The 18,170-nt window shown below is 60.5% G+C and carries 20 protein-coding genes and 1 pseudogene; 12 read left to right on the forward strand and 9 right to left on the reverse strand.

From position 1 onward, the window contains the following. Positions 1-129 (forward strand): annotated as a pseudogene (locus tag BUE92_RS23465) (DUF2069 domain-containing protein); the annotation flags it as partial. Positions 130-146: 17 nt separating this feature from the next. Here the strand turns inward: BUE92_RS23465 and BUE92_RS23470 are convergent. Together BUE92_RS23470 and ttcA are read right to left on the reverse strand one after the other, a co-directional pair. Beyond that, on the reverse strand, positions 147-818 hold the full coding sequence (locus BUE92_RS23470; protein ID WP_073526580.1) for a DNA-3-methyladenine glycosylase I: 672 nt from the start codon (positions 816-818) through the stop codon (positions 147-149). Positions 819-885: 67 nt separating this feature from the next. After that, positions 886-1,710, reverse strand: a complete 825-nt coding sequence (gene ttcA / locus BUE92_RS23475; RefSeq protein WP_014718888.1) for a tRNA 2-thiocytidine(32) synthetase TtcA — start codon at positions 1,708-1,710, stop codon at positions 886-888. A 281-nt stretch (positions 1,711-1,991) separates the two neighbouring features. Between ttcA and BUE92_RS23480 the strand changes: the two genes are divergently transcribed. Then, entirely contained in the window at positions 1,992-2,594 is a 603-nt protein-coding gene (locus BUE92_RS23480; protein ID WP_014718889.1) for a Yip1 family protein, read from the forward strand. A gap of 128 nt (positions 2,595-2,722) precedes the next feature. Next, the gene (locus tag BUE92_RS23485) at positions 2,723-3,217 is read left to right on the forward strand and encodes a SprT family zinc-dependent metalloprotease (RefSeq protein WP_073527205.1); all 495 of its coding nucleotides are present in this window, start codon (positions 2,723-2,725) and stop codon (positions 3,215-3,217) included. 94 nt (positions 3,218-3,311) lie between these two features. Here BUE92_RS23485 and BUE92_RS23490 read toward each other — a convergent pair whose 3' ends face one another. After that, on the reverse strand, positions 3,312-4,487 hold the full coding sequence (locus BUE92_RS23490) for a CaiB/BaiF CoA transferase family protein (protein ID WP_073526581.1): 1,176 nt from the start codon (positions 4,485-4,487) through the stop codon (positions 3,312-3,314). A gap of 157 nt (positions 4,488-4,644) precedes the next feature. Here BUE92_RS23490 and tusD point away from each other — a divergent pair, with 157 nt between their 5' ends. The 6 genes from tusD (at position 4,645) to BUE92_RS23520 (ending at position 8,081) form a co-directional block, all read left to right on the forward strand. Next, positions 4,645-5,037 (forward strand): sulfurtransferase complex subunit TusD, encoded by a 393-nt coding sequence (gene tusD, locus BUE92_RS23495; RefSeq protein WP_073526582.1) that lies wholly within the window; start codon positions 4,645-4,647, stop codon positions 5,035-5,037. 1 nt (position 5,038) lies between these two features. Next, positions 5,039-5,389, forward strand: coding sequence for a sulfurtransferase complex subunit TusC (gene tusC, locus BUE92_RS23500; protein WP_073526583.1), 351 nt, complete (start codon positions 5,039-5,041; stop codon positions 5,387-5,389). Further along, a complete protein-coding gene (gene tusB / locus BUE92_RS23505) occupies positions 5,389-5,667 on the forward strand; it encodes a sulfurtransferase complex subunit TusB (RefSeq protein ID WP_073526585.1) in 279 nt (92 codons plus the stop codon). Before tusC ends, tusB begins: the two co-directional genes overlap by 1 nt. Beyond that, a complete protein-coding gene (locus BUE92_RS23510) occupies positions 5,664-5,999 on the forward strand; it encodes a TusE/DsrC/DsvC family sulfur relay protein (protein WP_073526587.1) in 336 nt (111 codons plus the stop codon). The genes tusB and BUE92_RS23510 overlap by 4 nt, the downstream gene beginning before the upstream one ends. Continuing rightward, positions 5,996-6,997, forward strand: coding sequence for a glycosyl transferase family protein (locus BUE92_RS23515; RefSeq protein WP_073526589.1), 1,002 nt, complete (start codon positions 5,996-5,998; stop codon positions 6,995-6,997). Before BUE92_RS23510 ends, BUE92_RS23515 begins: the two co-directional genes overlap by 4 nt. An 88-nt stretch (positions 6,998-7,085) precedes the next feature. Further along, a complete protein-coding gene (locus tag BUE92_RS23520; RefSeq protein ID WP_073526591.1) occupies positions 7,086-8,081 on the forward strand; it encodes a glutathione S-transferase family protein in 996 nt (331 codons plus the stop codon). 215 nt (positions 8,082-8,296) lie between these two features. Here BUE92_RS23520 and cysG read toward each other — a convergent pair whose 3' ends face one another. Genes cysG through ftsK form a run of 6 tightly spaced genes read right to left on the reverse strand, consistent with a single transcriptional unit; the run spans position 8,297 to position 15,798 of the window. Next, positions 8,297-9,691, reverse strand: coding sequence for a siroheme synthase CysG (cysG, locus tag BUE92_RS23525; RefSeq protein ID WP_073526593.1), 1,395 nt, complete (start codon positions 9,689-9,691; stop codon positions 8,297-8,299). Continuing rightward, on the reverse strand, positions 9,692-10,972 hold the full coding sequence (gene serS / locus BUE92_RS23530; RefSeq protein WP_034127876.1) for a serine--tRNA ligase: 1,281 nt from the start codon (positions 10,970-10,972) through the stop codon (positions 9,692-9,694). A gap of 15 nt (positions 10,973-10,987) precedes the next feature. Beyond that, positions 10,988-11,362 carry a fluoride efflux transporter CrcB gene (gene crcB / locus BUE92_RS23535; protein ID WP_014718898.1) on the reverse strand — a complete coding sequence of 125 codons (375 nt, stop codon included), beginning with the start codon at positions 11,360-11,362 and terminating at the stop codon, positions 10,988-10,990. After that, on the reverse strand, positions 11,359-12,684 hold the full coding sequence (locus tag BUE92_RS23540) for a replication-associated recombination protein A (protein WP_073526596.1): 1,326 nt from the start codon (positions 12,682-12,684) through the stop codon (positions 11,359-11,361). Before BUE92_RS23540 ends, crcB begins: the two co-directional genes overlap by 4 nt. Positions 12,685-12,711: 27 nt before the next feature. After that, positions 12,712-13,335: an outer membrane lipoprotein chaperone LolA gene (gene lolA / locus BUE92_RS23545; protein ID WP_003174700.1), complete on the reverse strand. Its 624-nt coding sequence runs from the start codon at positions 13,333-13,335 to the stop codon at positions 12,712-12,714. A gap of 54 nt (positions 13,336-13,389) precedes the next feature. Beyond that, on the reverse strand, positions 13,390-15,798 hold the full coding sequence (ftsK, locus tag BUE92_RS23550) for a DNA translocase FtsK (RefSeq protein ID WP_073526598.1): 2,409 nt from the start codon (positions 15,796-15,798) through the stop codon (positions 13,390-13,392). 476 nt (positions 15,799-16,274) lie between these two features. Between ftsK and aat the strand changes: the two genes are divergently transcribed. The 3 genes from aat (at position 16,275) to infA (ending at position 18,038) form a co-directional block, all read left to right on the forward strand. Beyond that, entirely contained in the window at positions 16,275-16,955 is a 681-nt protein-coding gene (gene aat / locus BUE92_RS23555) for a leucyl/phenylalanyl-tRNA--protein transferase (protein WP_073526599.1), read from the forward strand. A gap of 56 nt (positions 16,956-17,011) precedes the next feature. Then, complete coding sequence (locus BUE92_RS23560) at positions 17,012-17,719, forward strand: arginyltransferase (RefSeq protein WP_073526600.1); 708 nt, start codon at positions 17,012-17,014, stop codon at positions 17,717-17,719. 100 nt (positions 17,720-17,819) lie between these two features. Beyond that, a complete protein-coding gene (infA, locus tag BUE92_RS23565; RefSeq protein WP_002553999.1) occupies positions 17,820-18,038 on the forward strand; it encodes a translation initiation factor IF-1 in 219 nt (72 codons plus the stop codon). Positions 18,039-18,170: the final 132 nt, after the last annotated feature.

The following is an 18,170-nucleotide window of genomic DNA, read 5'->3' on the forward strand; positions in this document are numbered from 1 at the left end:
GGCATGCTGATGGGCAGCGCACGCGGGCATTCGTGGATGTGCTTTGTGGTGAACCTGTATTTCATCAAGGGCGCGCTGGCGGCATATGACCCGAACCGCCAGTGGTTTGGTGTGCTGGAAATGCTCGCGAAGGCATCACCGCGGTCTCAATGGTTGACGGTATAGGCCAACATCATCGACAACTGACACATCGGCCGCCCACTCTCGGCGTGCCACTGGTTGAAGGCGCCCTGCACCGTCGCCAGGTCGCGCAGGCTGGTCGGGACCTTGTCGACGATCTTCTGCGCATTCAACGCTGCCACCACGTCATCGCTCGGCACAAAGGTGTCCTTGCCGACCATGCGCAGGAAGCGCGGCGCAGACAGCCCGCCCAACTGGTGGCCGTGCTTGCTCAGGTACTTCCAGAGCCCGACGATATCAGTCACCGGCCAATCGGCGATAAACGCGCCGAAGCTGCCTTTTTCCTGCTCGATATCCAGGATCATCTGCGCGTTGCGCGGCACACTCTTGAGCTTGCCCAGGTGGCGGATGATGCGGGTGTCCTGCATCAGCCGTTCCAGGTGCTCGGCGCCCATCAGCACGACTTTTTCCGGGTCGAAGCCGAAGAACACCTGCTCGAACGCCGGCCATTTGGCATCGACCACGCTGTGCTTCAAACCGGCGCGGAACACTCGCAGCGCCAAGGTCGACAGGTAACGGTCATCCGTGATCTTGCGCAATTGCGCCGGGGTCTTGGGCACCGGCAGATGGGCTTCCAGCTTGGCCGCCGAACCGAAGCGGTTCAGACAATATTCGTGCAGCCACTTGTAATCGCGCATGCCCTCTCCTGTCAGTCGAATTGAAAACGGCGCCCGCAAGCGCCGTGTACTAGAGCCTCGGGAAGACTCAGAGGTTCACTACATTGACGAAACGCGATGCGGCGGTCTCATCGATTTTCAGGCTGGTGAAGTCGAACAGGTTGCGGTCGGCCAATTGCGACGGGATCACGTTTTGCAGGCTGCGGAAGATACTTTCGGTACGCCCGGGGGTCTTGCGCTCCCAGTCCACCAGCATCTCCTTGACCACCTGGCGCTGCAGGTTTTCCTGGGAGCCGCACAGGTTGCACGGGATGATCGGGAATTGCTTGAAATCGGAGTAAGCCTGGATGTCCTTCTCGTTGCAATACGCCAGCGGGCGGATCACTACGTTGCGCCCATCATCGGCGCGCAGCTTGGGCGGCATGGCCTTGAGCGAGCCGTTGAAGAACATATTGAGGAAGAAGGTTTCGACGATGTCATCGCGATGATGACCCAGGGCCATCTTGGTCGCGCCGATCTCATCGGCAAAGGTATAGAGCGTGCCACGACGCAGGCGCGAGCACAGCGAGCAGGTGGTCTTGCCTTCCGGGATCAATTCCTTGACCACCGAGTAGGTGTCTTTCTCGACGATGTGGTACTCGACGCCCAGTTCTTTCAGGTAGGCCGGTAGCACATGCTCAGGGAAACCGGGTTGTTTCTGGTCCATGTTGACCGCCACGATCTCGAACTTGATCGGCGCAACCTTTTGCAGGTGCAGCAACACGTCGAGCATGGTGTAGCTGTCTTTGCCGCCGGAGAGGCAGACCATGACCTTGTCGCCGTCCTCGATCATGTTGAAATCGGCGACCGCTTCACCGGCCAGGCGACGCAGGCGTTTTTGCAGTTTGTTCTGGTTGACCGTAAGAGTGCCCATGGCGCTTGGATCCGCAAAGGTGTGTGACGAAAAGCGCAGCATTTTACCGACAAGACTGGTCGAGTTCCAATGTGGGAGCCCGATGGCATGAGTCCAGACAGACCACACCGCGATTAGCACCCCTGTTTACAGCGCAATTTGCTCTAAACGCCCTACGGTTATTCCGGTCATCCCTTTCTATACTGCGACTTGAGGTCGCACATCTATCCGGACCTTTCAGGCCATTTGGCCCGTGGGCGCTCCGATGGGGGGCGATGGTAATAACGACAGGAGTGACTGGCATGATCCATCACGTCGTGGGGCTGTTTACCCATCCCGACCAGGAATGGCGGGAAATCCGTGGCGATAAAGAAGAAAGCATCAGCCACATGTACCTCACTCATACCCTGATTCTCGCGGCGATCCCCGCCATTTCCGCCTTTATTGGCACCACTCAGGTCGGCTGGGTCATCGGCAACCGCGCCCCGGTGATGCTGACCCAGGAAAGCGCGCTGTGGATGACCCTCATGTCCTACGCGGCCATGCTGTGCGGCGTGGCCGTGATGGGCGCGTTCATTCACTGGATGGCCCGCACCTACGACGCCAGCCCAAGCATGGCCCGCTGCGTGGCGTTTGCCACGTACACCGCGACACCGCTGTTTATCGGCGGGTTGGCGGCGCTCTACCCGCATATGTGGCTGGGCATGGTCGTGGGCACGGCGGCGATCTGCTACACGGTGTACCTGCTGTATGTGGGGCTGCCGACCTTCATGAGTATCGACCCGGATGAAGGCTTCCTGTTTTCCAGTTCGGTATTGGCCGTGGGTCTGGTGGTGCTGGTAGCGATCATGGCCTTTACCGTGATCGTCTGGGGCCTGGGCGTCGGGCCGATCTACACCAGCTGACCGAAAAAAACCGTAGGCAAGGCCACCGCAAGGTGGCTTTGTGCGTTATGCATGACCATTCGGCGCCTGACAGATTCGGAAACACCCAGCTTTGCGGCATACTGGGCGTCTCTGGAGATATGTACAGCATGCCCGAGCAACTCAATACCCGCGTCGAAGATTGTTTCCTGCAAGCCGAATCCTTTTTCAAACGAAGCTTCAAACGCCCCCGGGTCAGCCTCAAGCTGCGAGGCCAGAAGGCCGGTGTCGCGCATTTGCACGAGAACCTGCTGCGCTTCAACCCTCAGTTGTACCGTGAAAACAGCCAACACTTTCTCAAGCAGACCGTGGCCCACGAAGTGGCGCACCTGATTGCCCACCAGTTGTTTGGCGAGCGTATCCAGCCCCATGGCGAGGAATGGCAGTTGATCATGCGCGGGGTTTACGAACTGCCGCCCGACCGTTGCCATACCTACGAGGTCAAGCGGCGGCAGGTGACTCGTTATATCTACCGCTGCCCGTGTGCGGACAGTGATTTTCCGTTTTCACCGCAGCGCCATGGGTTGGTGAACCAGGGGCGGCGATATTTGTGTCGGCGGTGTCGGCAGACCTTGGTGTTCACTGGGGAAACCCGGGTGGAATGAGGGCCTCTTCGCAGGCAAGCCAGCTCCCACATTTGGATCTGTGAACGCAATCCAAAATGTGGGAGCTGGCTTGCCTGCGAAAGCGCCCGCTCAGTCAACCTACCACCTTGGCCTGGCGCAATTGCTCTATCCGCTCAATACCGAACCCCAACTCCACCAACACCTCATCACTGTGCGCCCCCACCGCCACCCCCATATGCCTGGGTGCCGGCAACCCCTCTGAGAACTTCAGCGGGCAGGCCAATTGCGCTTGTGTCGAGCCATCCCCCCTGGGCACCTGACTGACCAATGCCCGAGCCTTCAACTGCGGATGTTCAACAGCCTCCGCCAGGCTCAACACCGGTTCCACACACGCATCCACCCCGGCGAACAGCTCGCAAAGCTCCTCAAAGCTGCGCTTCTCAAACTCCACCCGCAGGGCCTGCTTAAGAACGGCCTGCTGTTCAGGCTTCACGCTGTAGGCCGCCAGCTCTGGCTGTCCCAGTGCCTCGCACAATTGCTGCATAAACGCTGGCTCCAGGCTGCCCACCGACATCCAGCGTCCATCACGACTACGATAGTAGTCGTAGAAACTCCCACCATTGAGCACATGGTTCTCCCATGCAGGCTCGACTCCACAAGCCAGGTAACCGGCGCCGGCCATGGCGTTCAGGCTGAACGAGCAGTCGGTCATGCTCACATCCAGGTATTGCCCCACCCCGCTTTGCTGCCTGGCAATCACCGCCGCCAGCAAGCCCACCACGGCATGCAGCGAACCGCCCGCCACATCCGCCAGTTGTACGCCCAGGGGCAACGGGCCGGTGTCCTGGCGCCCGGTATGGCTGGCCACGCCGGCCAACGCCAGGTAGTTTATATCGTGCCCGGCGCGGTCCTTATAGGGGCCGGTCTGGCCATAGCCTGTGATCGACACATAGATCAGCCGTGGGTTGATCGCCTTCAGCGCCTCATAGCCCAGGCCCAGGCGCTCCATGACACCGGGGCGGAACTGCTCGAGCAGGATGTCATGGCCCTTGACCAACTCACGCACGATCTCCACCGCCTCGGCCTGCTTGAGGTCCAGGGCCAGGCTGCGCTTGTTGCGATTGAGGTAGGCGTGGCTGGCCGAGGTGCCACGATCATGGGGCGGCAACACACGCAACAGGTCCATCCGCGTGGGCGATTCGATACGCAGCACCTCGGCGCCCATGTCCGCCAGCATCAAGGAGGCAAACGGGCCGGGCAGCAAGGTGGAAAAATCCAACACTTTAAGGGACGCCAAGGGACCTGACATGGGGACTCCAGTTGGGTTGCGAATACCCACAGACTAGGCAGCCGGGCACCTGCCGGCAATCGTCAGAACGATCAACCACAGTGACCGTTTTGATCACGGCGGGCTTTTTCGCGGCGGCGGCTTTATCATTGGCCGACGTTTGTTGGCAGAGTCTTCCATGAAGTTCGCGATTGCACTGTATAGCGCCGCCCACGCGCCCTCCTCGCGCCGCGCCCTGTTGTTCGCACAGGCGGCGCTGGCTGGCGGGCATGAGATCGTGCGGCTGTTTTTCTACCAGGACGGCGTGTACAGCGCGTCCAATAACATCGTCGCACCCCAGGATGAGCAAGACATTGCACGCCAATGGCGCGAGTTTGTCAGCCAGCACCAGCTCGACGGCGTGGTGTGCATCGCCGCCGCGCTGCGCCGGGGTGTGCTTAATAGCGAGGAAGCTGCGCGTTACCAACGCAGCGCGATCAACCTGCAAGCACCCTGGGCGTTGTCGGGCCTGGGCCAATTGCATGACGCGATCCAGGACGCCGACCGCCTGATCTGTTTTGGAGGGCCGTGATATGCCCAAATCTTTATTGGTGATCAGCCGCCAGGCCCCGTGGTCCGGGCCAAGCGCGCGGGAAGCGCTGGATATCGTGCTGGCCGGTGGCGCGTTCGATCTGCCCATTGGTCTGCTGTTCCTCGATGACGGCGTGTACCAACTGGCGCCGAACCAAACCGCCAAGGCCGTGCAACAGAAAGACCTCAGTGCCAACCTGCAGGCGCTGGGTCTGTTCGGCATTGATGAGGTGTTCGCCTGCGACCACAGCCTGTCCGCACGCGGGCTGCCGCCGCCGGTCCATGCGCAGGCGCTCGACAGCCAAGCCATTTCCCAGCTGATTGATCGTTACGACCAGGTGATTACCCTCTGATGTCGACTCTAAATGTGGTGTCTCATTCTCCCTTTTCCGACAGCCGCCTCGACAGCTGCCTGCGCATCTGCGGCGCTCAGGACGCAATCCTGCTCTGTGGTGACGGTGCCTACGGCCTGCACACGCCCGCCCTGCAAACCAGAGGCGTAAAGGTGTTTGTACTGGCCGAAGACATGCAGGCGCGCAACCTGCCGCTGCCCGACTGGGCTGACAGCGTCGATTACCCAGGTTTCGTGCAACTGTCGATCGACTACGACAAGGTCAACACCTGGCTATGAATACCCTGACCGTAGGCGTACGCACCCTGGAGCTGGACAAGGACGGCTACCTCGTCGACCTCAACGACTGGTCCGATGAAGTGGCGCACGCCCTGGCCGCCGCAGAAGCCTTGGAGCTGACTGCCGATCACTGGGAAATCCTCAAGCTGCTGCGCCAGTTCTACACCGAATTCCAGCTGTCCCCCGCCACACGCCCGCTGATCAAGTACACCGCCTTGAAGCTGGGCCCGGAGAAGGGCAACAGCCTGCACCTCAACAAACTGTTCAACGGCACTCCCGCCAAACTCGCCGCCAAGCTGGCGGGCCTGCCCAGGCCGACGAATTGCTTATGACCGACTTTGCCCCCCTGACCCTCGCAACGCCCCAAGAGCATCCCTTTGCGCAATTCGTGCGCATCCTCGGCAAAGGCAAGCGCGGCGCGCGTAACCTCACCCGCGAGGAAGCACGGGAAGCCATGGGCATGCTGCTCGACGAAAAGGTCGAGGACACTCAACTCGGCGCCTTCCTGATGCTGCTGCGCCACAAGGAAGAAAGCCCGGAAGAACTCGCCGGCTTCACAGAGGCCGTACGCGAACGCCTGCACGCGCCAGCATTGAACGTGGATATCGACTGGCCGACCTACGCCGGCAAAAAGCGCCACCTGCCGTGGTTCCTGCTGGCAGCCAAATGCCTGGCACAGAATGGCGTGCGCATCCTGATGCACGGCGGCGGCGCCCACACTGCGGGGCGCTTGTACACCGAGCAATTGCTGGACGGCTTGCAGATCCCGCTGTGCCGCGATTGGCAACAGGTCGAGAGCGCCTTTGCCCACGGCAACCTGGCGTTTATCCCGCTGGGTGATTGGGCGCCACAGCTGCAACGCATGATCGACCTGCGCAACACCCTGGGCCTGCGTTCGCCTATCCATTCCCTGGCGCGCCTGCTCAACCCGCTGAATGCGCGCTGTGGCCTGCAAAGCATTTTCCACCCCGGTTACCAGGGCGTGCATCGCGATGCCAGTGGCTTGCTGGGTGACAACGTGATTGTGGTCAAGGGCGACGGCGGTGAGATCGAGATCAACCCCGACACCCTCAGTCATCTGTATGGCACCACTGGCGGCCAGAGCTGGGACGAAGAGTGGCCCGCCCTTTCCGCCCAACGCCACGTCAAGCCAGCAACGCTTGAGCCCGAGCACCTAAAAGCGCTGTGGCGCGGCGACGTTGAGGACAGCTACCCGCAACTGGCGTTGATCGCCACCATGGCGTTGGCCCTGCGCGGCCTTGGTCACCCGCGGCAACAGGCGTTCGAATTGGCCCAGCAGTACTGGGACGCACGGGATAAATCGATTTAATCGATCATTCACGCCGGTTCTTTGCGCTTTTAGTTCGAACTCATCCCTTTAGACTGGGCTCCAACGCTTATCAGCCAAGGAGCCAGTCATGGGTTTATTGATCGAAGGACAGTGGAAGGACCAGTGGTACGAAAGTAGCGCCGATGGCGCTTTCCAACGTGAACAGGCACAACGCCGCAACTGGGTAACCGCCGATGGCGCGCCAGGCCCGAGTGGCGAAGGCGGCTTCAAGGCTGAGGCCGGTCGCTACCACCTCTACGTGTCCCTGGCCTGCCCTTGGGCGCACCGCACCCTGATCCTGCGCAAGCTCAAAGGTCTGGAAAGCCTGATCGACGTCTCGGTGGTCAGTTGGCTGATGCTGGAAAACGGCTGGACCTTCGACAAGGCTCACGGCTCCAGCGGCGACAAACTCGACGGTTTCAACTTCATGCACCAACGCTATACCGCCGATACCGCCGACTACACCGGGCGCGTGACCGTGCCGGTGCTGTGGGACAAAAAGCTCAAGCGCATCGTCAGCAATGAGTCGGCGGAGATCATCCGCATGTTCAACAGTGCGTTCAATGAGCTGACCGGCAATACCCTGGATTTCTACCCCCAAGCCCTGCGCCCGACCATCGACGCCCTCAACGAACGCATCTACCCCGCCGTGAACAACGGTGTGTACCGTGCAGGCTTCGCCACCTCACAACAGGCGTATGAAAGCGCGTTTGATGATGTGTTTGCCGAGTTGGATCATCTGGAACAGCACCTGGGCAGCCATCGCTATCTGGCCGGTGAGTACCTGACCGAAGCCGATGTGCGACTGTTCACTACGCTGATTCGTTTTGATGCGGTGTATTACAACCACTTCAAATGCAACCTGCGGCGGATTGCCGATTATGCGAACTTGTCGAATTGGCTAAGGGAGATGTATCAGCGGCCAGGCGTGGTCGAGACGGTGGATTTCGAGCATATCAAGGGGCATTACTATGCCAGCCATCGCACGATCAACCCGACGGGGATTGTGCCGAAGGGGCCGTTGCAGGGGTTTGATAACAGCCATGATAGAAAGCGGCTGCCAGGTAAAGGTGTCTTTGGCTGATCCGGATCATCGGTTGTATTAGATGGCCTCATCGGGGGCAAGCCCCAATGCCAGTCAGTTAAGCGGTCATCGCCTACTGTAGGAGCGAGCTTGCTCGCGAAAAACGTCAACGATAACGCGTGCTTGCTGAATGAACGCGGCGCCTGTGATTTTTTCGCGAGCAAGCTCGCTCCTACAAAAAGCCCTTAACTGGCTTGCCCCCGATGCTTTTGAGGTCAGACTTGGGACTGGGCCCCCTCAAACCACTTGAGCTTCTCACGCAACACCACCACCTCACCCACGATCACCAATGTCGGCGCATGCACTTCATGCTCCGCCACCATGCGCGGCAGGTCCGCCAGGGTGCCAGTGAACACGCGCTGGTTGGAGGTGGTGCCCTGCTGGATCAGCGCCGCTGGAGTATCTGCGGCACGCCCATGTTTGATCAACTGCTCGCAAATGATCGGCAAGCCAATCAAGCCCATGTAGAACACCAGGGTCTGTGAGGGGCCAACCAGGTCTTGCCAAGGCAAGTCCGAGGTACCGTTCTTCAAGTGCCCGGTAATAAACCGTACAGATTGGGCATAGTCGCGATGAGTCAGCGGAATCCCGGCATAGGCCGCGCAACCACTGGCTGCCGTAATACCCGGCACCACCTGGAACGGGATGCCGTGGGCCGCCAACTCTTCGATCTCTTCGCCACCACGACCAAAGATGAACGGGTCACCCCCCTTGAGGCGCAGCACGCGCTTGCCTTGCTTGGCCAGGTCTACCAGTTGCTGGTTGATCTGGTCCTGGGGCACCGCGTGATCGGCGCGACGCTTGCCGACGTACACGCGCTCGGCATCCCGACGGCACAGCTCCAAAATCGCCGGCGCAACCAAACGGTCGTACAGCACCACGTCGGCTTGCTGCATCAGACGCAATGCGCGGAAGGTCAGCAAATCCGGGTCGCCTGGGCCCGCACCCACCAGGTAAACCTCACCGGGCGCGTAAGGCGGCGCGCCGTTGACCTTTTCGATCAACAGGCGCTCGGCCTCCTCGCCCTGCCCGGCCAACTGGCGGTCGGCAATCGGGCCCTGGAACACCTCTTCCCAGAACGCCCGGCGTTGCTGCACATCCGGGTACAAACCTTTGACCTGAGCACGAAAACGCGCGGCCAGCCCAGCCAATTGACCGTAGGTCGAGGGAATCCAGGTTTCCAGCTTGGCGCGGATCAGCCGTGCCAGTACCGGTGCGTCACCGCCGCTGGAGACGGCAATCACCAAGGGTGAACGGTCGACAATCGCCGGGAAGATCACGCTGCACAACGCTGGTGCGTCCACCACATTGACCGGCACGCAGCGACGCTTGGCATCACTGGATACTTGCGCATTCAGTGGCTCATCGTCAGTGGCCGCGATAATCAGGGTGCAACCGTCCAGGTCGGCCTCCTGATAACCGCGCAACATCAGTTCCCCGCCACTGCCCAGCACCAGCTCACGCAGCTGGCTTTCGATCTGGGGAGCAACCACCCGCAACACCGCGCCGGCGTCGGCCAGCAGCCGGGATTTGCGCAAGGCAATCTCCCCACCACCGACGACCAACACACGATTGCCGCGCAGGTTATGAAACAGCGGCAGAAATTCCATTTAGCGGATGACCTCAACGCCCGCCATGTACGGCTTGAGCACCTCAGGTACACGGATCGAACCGTCCGCCTGCTGGTAGTTTTCCAGCACGGCCACCAGGGTACGGCCTACGGCCAGGCCCGAACCGTTGAGGGTATGCACCAGCTCCGGCTTGCCGGTTTCCGGGTTGCGGAAACGCGCCTGCATGCGACGGGCCTGGAAGTCACCGCAGTTGGAGCACGACGAAATCTCGCGGTATTTGTCCTGGCTCGGCACCCACACTTCCAGGTCGTAGGTTTTCACGGCGCTGAAGCCCATATCGCCCGTGCACAGGGCCAGTACGCGGTAAGGCAGCTCCAGCAGCTGCAGCACGCGCTCGGCGTTGGCAGTCAGGCCTTCCAGGGCTTCCATGGAGGTCGACGGTTCTACTACCTGGACCATTTCAACCTTGTCGAACTGATGCTGGCGGATCATGCCACGGGTGTCGCGACCCGACGCGCCGGCTTCGCTACGGAAGCACGGGCTGTGAGCAACCAGCTTCAACGGCAGTTGCTTGGCGTCGAGGATTTCGCCGGCGACGATATTGGTCAGCGACACTTCGGCGGTCGGGATCAGGTACAGGTCGGCTTCGCCGTCGCGGCTGATCTTGAACAGGTCTTCTTCGAATTTCGGCAGTTGGCTGGTGCCCATCAACGCCGGCGCCTGAACCAGGTACGGGGTGTAGGCCTCTTCATAACCGTGCTCGCCGGTGTGCAGGTTGATCATGAACTGCGCCAGTGCACGGTGCATGCGCGCAATCGGGCCGCGCAGCAAGGCAAAGCGTGCGCCGGACATTTTTGCCGCGGTTTCAAAATCCAGGCCACCGGTCAATTCGCCCAGGGCGACGTGGTCCTTGATCTCGAAATCGAAGGCTTTGGGTGTGCCCCAGCGGCGCACTTCGACGTTGCCTTCTTCATCTTCGCCGACCGGCACAGATTCGTGGGGCAGGTTCGGAATGCCCAGCAGGATCGAATCCAATTGGGTCTGAATGCCTTCCAGCTCGATTTTGCCGTCGGACAGCTCAGTGCCCATGCGCTCGACATCCGCCATCAACGGCGCGATGTCTTCACCGCGCTGCTTGGCCTGGCCGATGGACTTGGAGCGCGCATTACGTTCAGCCTGCAGTGCTTCGGTGCGGGTCTGGACGGTCTTGCGCTGTTCTTCCAGCGCTTCGATGCGCGCAACATCCAAGGCAAAGCCACGGGATGCCAGGCGGTCCGCTACGTCCTGAAGGTTGCTACGTAACAGTTTGGAATCGAGCATGTCGGTCTCTCGTTATCAAAGTTTGGTCAAGGACAGGCCAGCCCAGGTGGCGAGCAGCCCGCCGAATACGCTGATGGCCGCATAGCCAATCGCCAGCGGCACTTGCCCGCTTTCCAGCAGGCGCACGGTATCCAGTGAAAAGGATGAAAAAGTCGTCAGGCCGCCAAGAAAGCCAACCATCAGGCCGGCACGTACCTCGACAGGCACTTCCGGGCGTAACAAAAACAGGCCGTATAACACGCCGATCAGCAGGCAGCCCACGATATTAACGGCGAGCGTCGCCGTATAGAAGTGTTTCGGCCAATTGGCGTTGATCCAATTGCCGGTGGCGAAGCGCAACAGCGTCCCGGCAATACCCCCCACCGAGACGGCGACCACCAAAGGAATCATGATTTTCTCCGCTGCCGGGGGCTCAGACGGTCGAGCGTGGCCAGGTGATTGAGCTTTTCACCGATCTTCAGCTCCAGGCCACGGGGCACCGGCTGGTAGAACGGCTGCGGCTCCAGCTCATCCGGGAAGTAGTCTTCGCCGGCCGCGTAGGCGTCCGGCTCATCGTGGGCATAACGGTATTCATCACCGTAGCCCAGTTGCTTCATCAGCTTGGTCGGCGCGTTGCGCAGGTGCAGCGGCACTTCGAGGGAACCATGCTCGGCGGCCGCACGCAGGGCCGACTTGAAGCCCATGTACACCGCGTTGCTTTTCGGCGCGCAGGCCAGGTAAGTGATGGCCTGGGCCACCGCCAGCTCGCCTTCCGGGCTGCCGAGGCGCTCCTGCACCTCCCAGGCGGCCAGGCACAGGCTCAGGGCGCGCGGGTCGGCATTGCCGATGTCTTCGCTGGCCATGCGCACCACACGACGCGCCAGGTACAGCGGGTCGCAACCGCCATCGATCATGCGCGCAAACCAATACAGCGCGCCATCAGGGTTGGAACCGCGTACGGATTTGTGCAGCGCGGAAATCTGGTCGTAGAAGGCTTCGCCGCCCTTGTCGAAACGCCGGCGTGTGTCACCGAGCAAGCTTTGCAACAGGTCGACGCCAATCTCGCCGCCGTCTTCGGCCAGGTCGGAGGCGTTCTCCAGCAGGTTGAGAAAGCGGCGCCCGTCGCCATCGGCGGCGGTCAGCAAAATCTTGAAGCCTTCATCGCTGAGGCTCAGCTGGCGCTTGCCCAGGCCCCTGTCTTCGCTCAAGGCACGGTGCAGCAGCTTTTGCATCGCCGCTTCATCCAGGCTCTTGAGCACATAGACCCGTGCCCGTGACAACAAGGCGTTGTTCAATTCAAAGGAAGGGTTTTCAGTGGTGGCGCCGATAAAGATCAGCGTACCGTCCTCGACATAAGGCAGGAACGCATCCTGCTGCGACTTGTTGAAGCGATGCACTTCGTCGACGAACAGGATCGTACGCTTGCCATATTGCCCAGCCTGCTGCTTGGCGACTTCCACCGCCTGGCGGATCTCCTTGACGCCGGCGAGCACCGCCGAGACCGTTTCAAAGTGCGCGTCCGAGACTTTCGCCAGCAACCGCGCGAGGGTGGTCTTGCCCACGCCCGGCGGCCCCCAGAAAATCATCGAATGCAGCGCACCCTGCTCCAGGGCTTCACGCAAGGGCTTGCCGCGAGCGAGCAGGTGTTCCTGACCGACGTACTCATCCAGGTTGGTCGAACGCAAGCGCGCGGCCAACGGCTGGGCAATCGGGTCACTTCGAAACAGATCCATGGGCAGCGTTTGAAACCTCTGGGCAGTTTATTCCTGGATCACGTCGGCACCCTTGGGGATGTCGAACTTGAACTTGGACGCGGGCACCGGCTGGTTGGCCTTGACCCCGGAGAACAGGATATCGGTGCGCTGGCCGACGCTGTCGACCAGGCGCATGTTGTTGATCACGCCGTTGCCGAACGACAGGGACAGCGTGTCAAACAACGTGTCCTTGGATTTTGGCTTGAGGGTGAACTCGATGACGTTGCTGGTCTGCTTGGAGGTGATGTCGAAGCTGTCGTTGATTTTCGACACGTCCCCCGACAGCAACAGTGCCGGGGTCTGGTTCAGGCGTGGATCGAGCTTCTTGATGGTCGCCTGCTCCAGGTCCGGGTCCCACAGCGTGACTTTCTGGCCGTCGGAAACGATGGTCTGCTCCGCCTTGCCTTCAGTGTGCCAGTAGAACAGCCCAGGGCGCTGTACGGCCATTTCACCGGCGGTTTCCTGCAACTGGGTGCCGCCGGCATCCAGGGTCAGCTGGGAGAAGCGCGCAGTGAGGGTCTGGGATTTGTCCAACAGGTTCTTCAGGCTGGCGACGGAAGCCGGGTCAGCGTGAGCCGAAACAGCGGTCAGGGCCAGGGCCGGCAACAACAGCATGCGGATAAAGCGCATGGGAGTCCTCATTGAGTAGTCAGGGCACGCCGCGTGTTGCCACGCGGCGCGGAATCAGTCGCGCATCTGCCCGGGGGCGATGACTTCACGCGAGCCATTGGTGTTCATTGCAGTCACGACGCCGGCCATTTCCATGGCTTCGATCATGCGGGCGGCGCGGTTGTAGCCGATTTTAAGCTTGCGCTGCACCGCCGAAATCGAGGCACGGCGGCTTTCCAGTACGAAAGCCACGGCTTCGTCGTAGAGCGCGTCGGTTTCAGCATCATCGTCGCCACCGCTGCTGCCACCGTCGAAGCCGCTGCCGGCCTCTTCCACGCCAGCGAGAATGTCGTCGTTATATTCCGGCGCGCCGCGCAGTTTCCAGGCTTCGACCACACGGTGGACTTCGTCATCGGAAACGAAGGCGCCATGCACGCGAATCGGCAGGCTGGTCCCGGGCGGCATGTACAACATGTCACCGTGGCCCAGCAGTTGCTCGGCGCCACCCTGGTCGATGATGGTGCGCGAGTCGATCTTGCTGGAGACCTGGAACGCCATGCGCGTCGGGATGTTGGCCTTGATCAGGCCGGTGATCACGTCCACCGACGGCCGCTGTGTCGCGAGGATCAGGTGGATACCCGCCGCTCGCGCCTTCTGGGCGATACGGGCGATCAGCTCTTCGACCTTCTTGCCGACGATCATCATCATGTCGGCAAATTCATCGACCACCACCACGATGGTCGGCAGCTTGGTCAGCAGTGGTGCTTCATCGTGAATGCTTTCGCGCTTGTACAGCGGGTCGGTCAGCGGTGTGCCGGCGTCCTGGGCTTCCTTGACCTTGGCGTTGAAGCCCGACAGGTTCCGCACGCCCATCTTCGCCATGAGCTTGTAGCGGCGCTCCATCTCGGCAACGCTCCAGCGCAGGGCGTTGGCGGCGTCCTTCATGTCGGTAACCACCGGGCACAGCAGGTGCGGGATGCCTTCGTAGATCGACAGTTCCAACATCTTCGGGTCGATCATGATCAGCTTGGCGTCATCCGGCCCGGACTTGAACAGGATCGACAGGATCATGGCGTTCACACCCACCGACTTACCGGAACCAGTGGTACCGGCTACCAGCAGGTGCGGCATTTTCGCCAGGTCGGTAATCACCGGCTTGCCGCCGATGTCATGGCCGAGCGCCAGGGTGACCGGCGATTTGAAGTTGTCGTATTCCGGCGTCGACAGCACTTCGGAGAACCGCACGATCTGGCGGTCTTCGTTGGGAATCTCGATACCCACGGTGGTCTTGCCCGGGATCACTTCCACCACGCGCACGCTGGTCACGGCCAGGGAACGTGCCAAGTCTTTGGCCAGGTTGGAAATGCGGCTGACTTTCACCCCGGCGGCCGGTTGGATTTCGTAACGGGTAATCACCGGGCCCGGATGGATCGAGTCCACCGACACTTCGACGCCGAATTCCTTGAGCTTGATTTCCAGCAGGTGGCCGACGGCCGCCAGGGATTCGGGGGAATAGTTGAGTTGTTTCTTTTCGGCCGGGTCCAGAATCGAGATCGGCGGCAAGGTGCCTTCGACGGCGCTGTCGATAAACAGCGGCGCCTGTTTCTCTTTTTGCACGCGATGGCTGGGTTCCGGCGCCTTGGGCGGTGCCGGGGCGATCACGGGCGGCACCTGCTTTTCACGGTCCGACATGTGCTTGCTCAGGGCCTGTTCGCGCTCGATCAAGCGCTCCTTGACCTTGGCTTGCTCGCGCCGATCCGGCGTGCTGGGAGCCACCACCTCGTTGACACGGATGTCAACCTCACGCAACTGCGCAACCATCTGCTTGCGCTCGACACGGGCGGCCCACCAGCGGTTGGCGGCGCCCTGGAACAATTCGAACAGGTCGAGAGTGATCTTGCCGGTCACATCCATCACCTTGAACCATGACAGGTCGGTGAACACTGTGAGGCCGAACAGGAACAGCGCGATGAACATCAGGGTGCTGCCCTGGATATTCAGGGTCCTGCGCGCCAGGTCGCCAAGACTTTCGCCCAGAGCCCCGCCAGCGCCCGCCGGCAGGCCGGTCGGTGCATGGAAGTGGATATGCGCCAGCGCCGCGCCCGACAGTACCAGGAACACCAGGCCGATCAGGCGCCAGGAGAACAGCCAACCGCTCCACTGCCACGGCTCGTGACGCTGGCGGAAGATCTGCCAGGTCTTGATCGCCAGCAACAGCGGGAAAATGTAGGCGAAGTAACCCAGGATCATGAAGAGGATATCGGCGCTGTAGGAACCTACAGGGCCACCGAAATTCTGCACGTCATCGATCTTGCTGTTATGGCTCCAGCCCGGATCGTCCTTGCCATAGGTCAGCAAGGCCATCATCAGGAACAGGCACAGCGCACCGATGGCAATCAGTGCGCCTTCCTTGAGTCGGTAATGCAGGTGCTGGCGCCAGGCCGGTACGACTGCTGCTTTAGGTGCTGCGGCGGATTTCTTCAAAACGGGTCTATTCCTGCGCCTTTAGCGCGTCCATCTGTTGAATGACTACACACGACTGTTCTATCCGGAACAGTTGAAAAATGAACGAATGTTGCTGAATCTACTTTTAACACCCGGTGACGGATAGGTGAAATGGCGATAACGCCACAATGGCCGCATTGTACGGGTTTGCGTGCGCGATGCCACACACTTGCCCTTCACCTGACTGCACGGACAATTTGAGCATGCATTACCTTTGCTGACAAAGGCTTATGAGCTGTATTTAGCAATCCAGGCCAGCTTGGCAAATGGCCGGTATGCGCCAGACCCGATTACGACCACACCCTGTGTACAGAGTTGCAGAAACACTCGTGCATGCTAATCCTCGTCAATAGCCTATTCGGGCTGGCCCCATGGCGCAGGGTCGTCAATAATCAACGCTTGCGGTGCAGGTGCATGACCTGCCACTCCCCTCCCCTTCCCTAAGCCTGGATGCCATGCTGACCTGGTTACAACGCGACACCCTGACGTTCCCTCCCTTGGCCAAGGCCATGCGCGAACCCAACGGCCTGCTCGCCGCCGGTGGCGACCTGTCGGCCGAACGATTGATCCAGGCCTACCGCCATGGCTGCTTCCCCTGGTTCTCCGAAGGCCAGCCTATCCTCTGGTGGTCGCCAGACCCGCGCACAGTGATTTTCCCCGACGAGCTGCATGTTTCCCGCAGCCTGGGCAAATTATTGCGCCAGCAGCGCTATACCGTGACCTTCGACCAGGATTTCGCCGCCGTCATCCAAGCCTGCGCCGCGCCCCGTGCCTACGCCGATGGCACCTGGATCACCGAAAGTATCCAGAAGGCTTATCTGGAGCTGCACCAGCGCGGCTACGCGCATTCCGTCGAGGTCTGGGACCAGGGCGAACTGGTGGGCGGCCTGTATGGCCTGGCGATGGGCCAGTTGTTTTTTGGCGAGTCCATGTTCAGCCGCGCCGACAACGCCTCCAAATTCGGCTTCGCCACATTGACCCGGCAACTGCAAGCCTGGGGATTTGTGCTGATCGATTGCCAGATGCCCAACGATCATCTGCACAGCCTGGGTGCCCGCGGTATACCCCGCAGCGTCTTCGCTGACTTCCTGCATAAACATCTGGACCAACCCAACGCTGGGCCGTGGGTTTCCTAGGCGACTTTCGCGCACGTGGCTTACACTTATTTCAAAGCTTATCCCGAGGGTTGATCATGACCGAGCTGGCGCGCTTGAAGTTCTATGCCACTCAAGCCCACTCATGCAGCTATCTGCCCGACGAGCAGGCCACCACGCTGTTCCTCGATCCCAGCCAGCCCATGGACGTGTATGTGTATGCCGACCTGTCCGAGATGGGCTTCCGGCGCAGCGGCGACCACCTGTACCGCCCCCATTGCCAGAACTGCAATGCCTGCGTACCCGCGCGCATCCCGGTTGCGCAATTTTTGCCAGACCGCAATCAGAAGCGCATTCTCAAGCGCAACGCTGACCTGACGGTACACGCCACCAAACCCCAATACAGCGAAGAATATTTCGATCTCTACCAACGCTATATCGAACAGCGTCATGCAGACGGCGATATGTATCCGCCCAGCCGCGACCAGTTTTCCACGTTCCTGGTGCGTGACCTGCCTTTTTCGCGTTTCTACGAGTTCCGCCTCGACGGCCGCCTGCTGGCCGTGGCGGTGACCGACCTGCTGCCCAACGGCCTCTCGGCGGTGTACACCTTCTATGAACCGACCGAAGAGCGCCGCAGCCTCGGGCGCTTCGCCATCCTATGGCAAATAGGCGAAGCGCTGCGCCTGGAGCTGGAAGCGGTGTACCTCGGATACTGGATCAAGAACTGCAAAAAGATGAACTACAAGACCCAATATCGGCCCATTGAGCTGCTGATTAATCAAAGATGGGTCACGCTTAACTAGAACCCCTTGGCTTGAACACCCTTTTTCGGGCACAATGCACGCCGCTTTTGCCTGGCGCAGTTGCACCGGGCCATTCACTGGATACCGAGGGCTTTACTGCATGTCGAAAGAAGACAGCTTCGAAATGGAAGGCACTGTCGTCGACACCCTGCCCAACACCATGTTTCGCGTGGAGTTGGAAAATGGGCACGTCGTAACCGCGCATATCTCCGGCAAGATGCGCAAGAACTACATTCGTATTCTTACCGGTGACAAAGTGCGCGTCGAGCTGACGCCCTATGACTTGAGCAAAGGGCGCATCACTTACCGCGCTCGCTAAGCAAGTCAATACAAAACGCCCGGTTATGCCGGGCGTTTTTGTGTGCGCAGGATTTAACAGTCACTACTTGCCCCTGTGGGAGCTGGCTTGCCTGCGATAGCGGTGTGTCAGGCAAGGGATTCTTTCCTGAGC

This window comes from Pseudomonas fluorescens (assembly GCF_001902145.1).
Lineage (GTDB): Bacteria > Pseudomonadota > Gammaproteobacteria > Pseudomonadales > Pseudomonadaceae > Aquipseudomonas > Aquipseudomonas fluorescens_BV.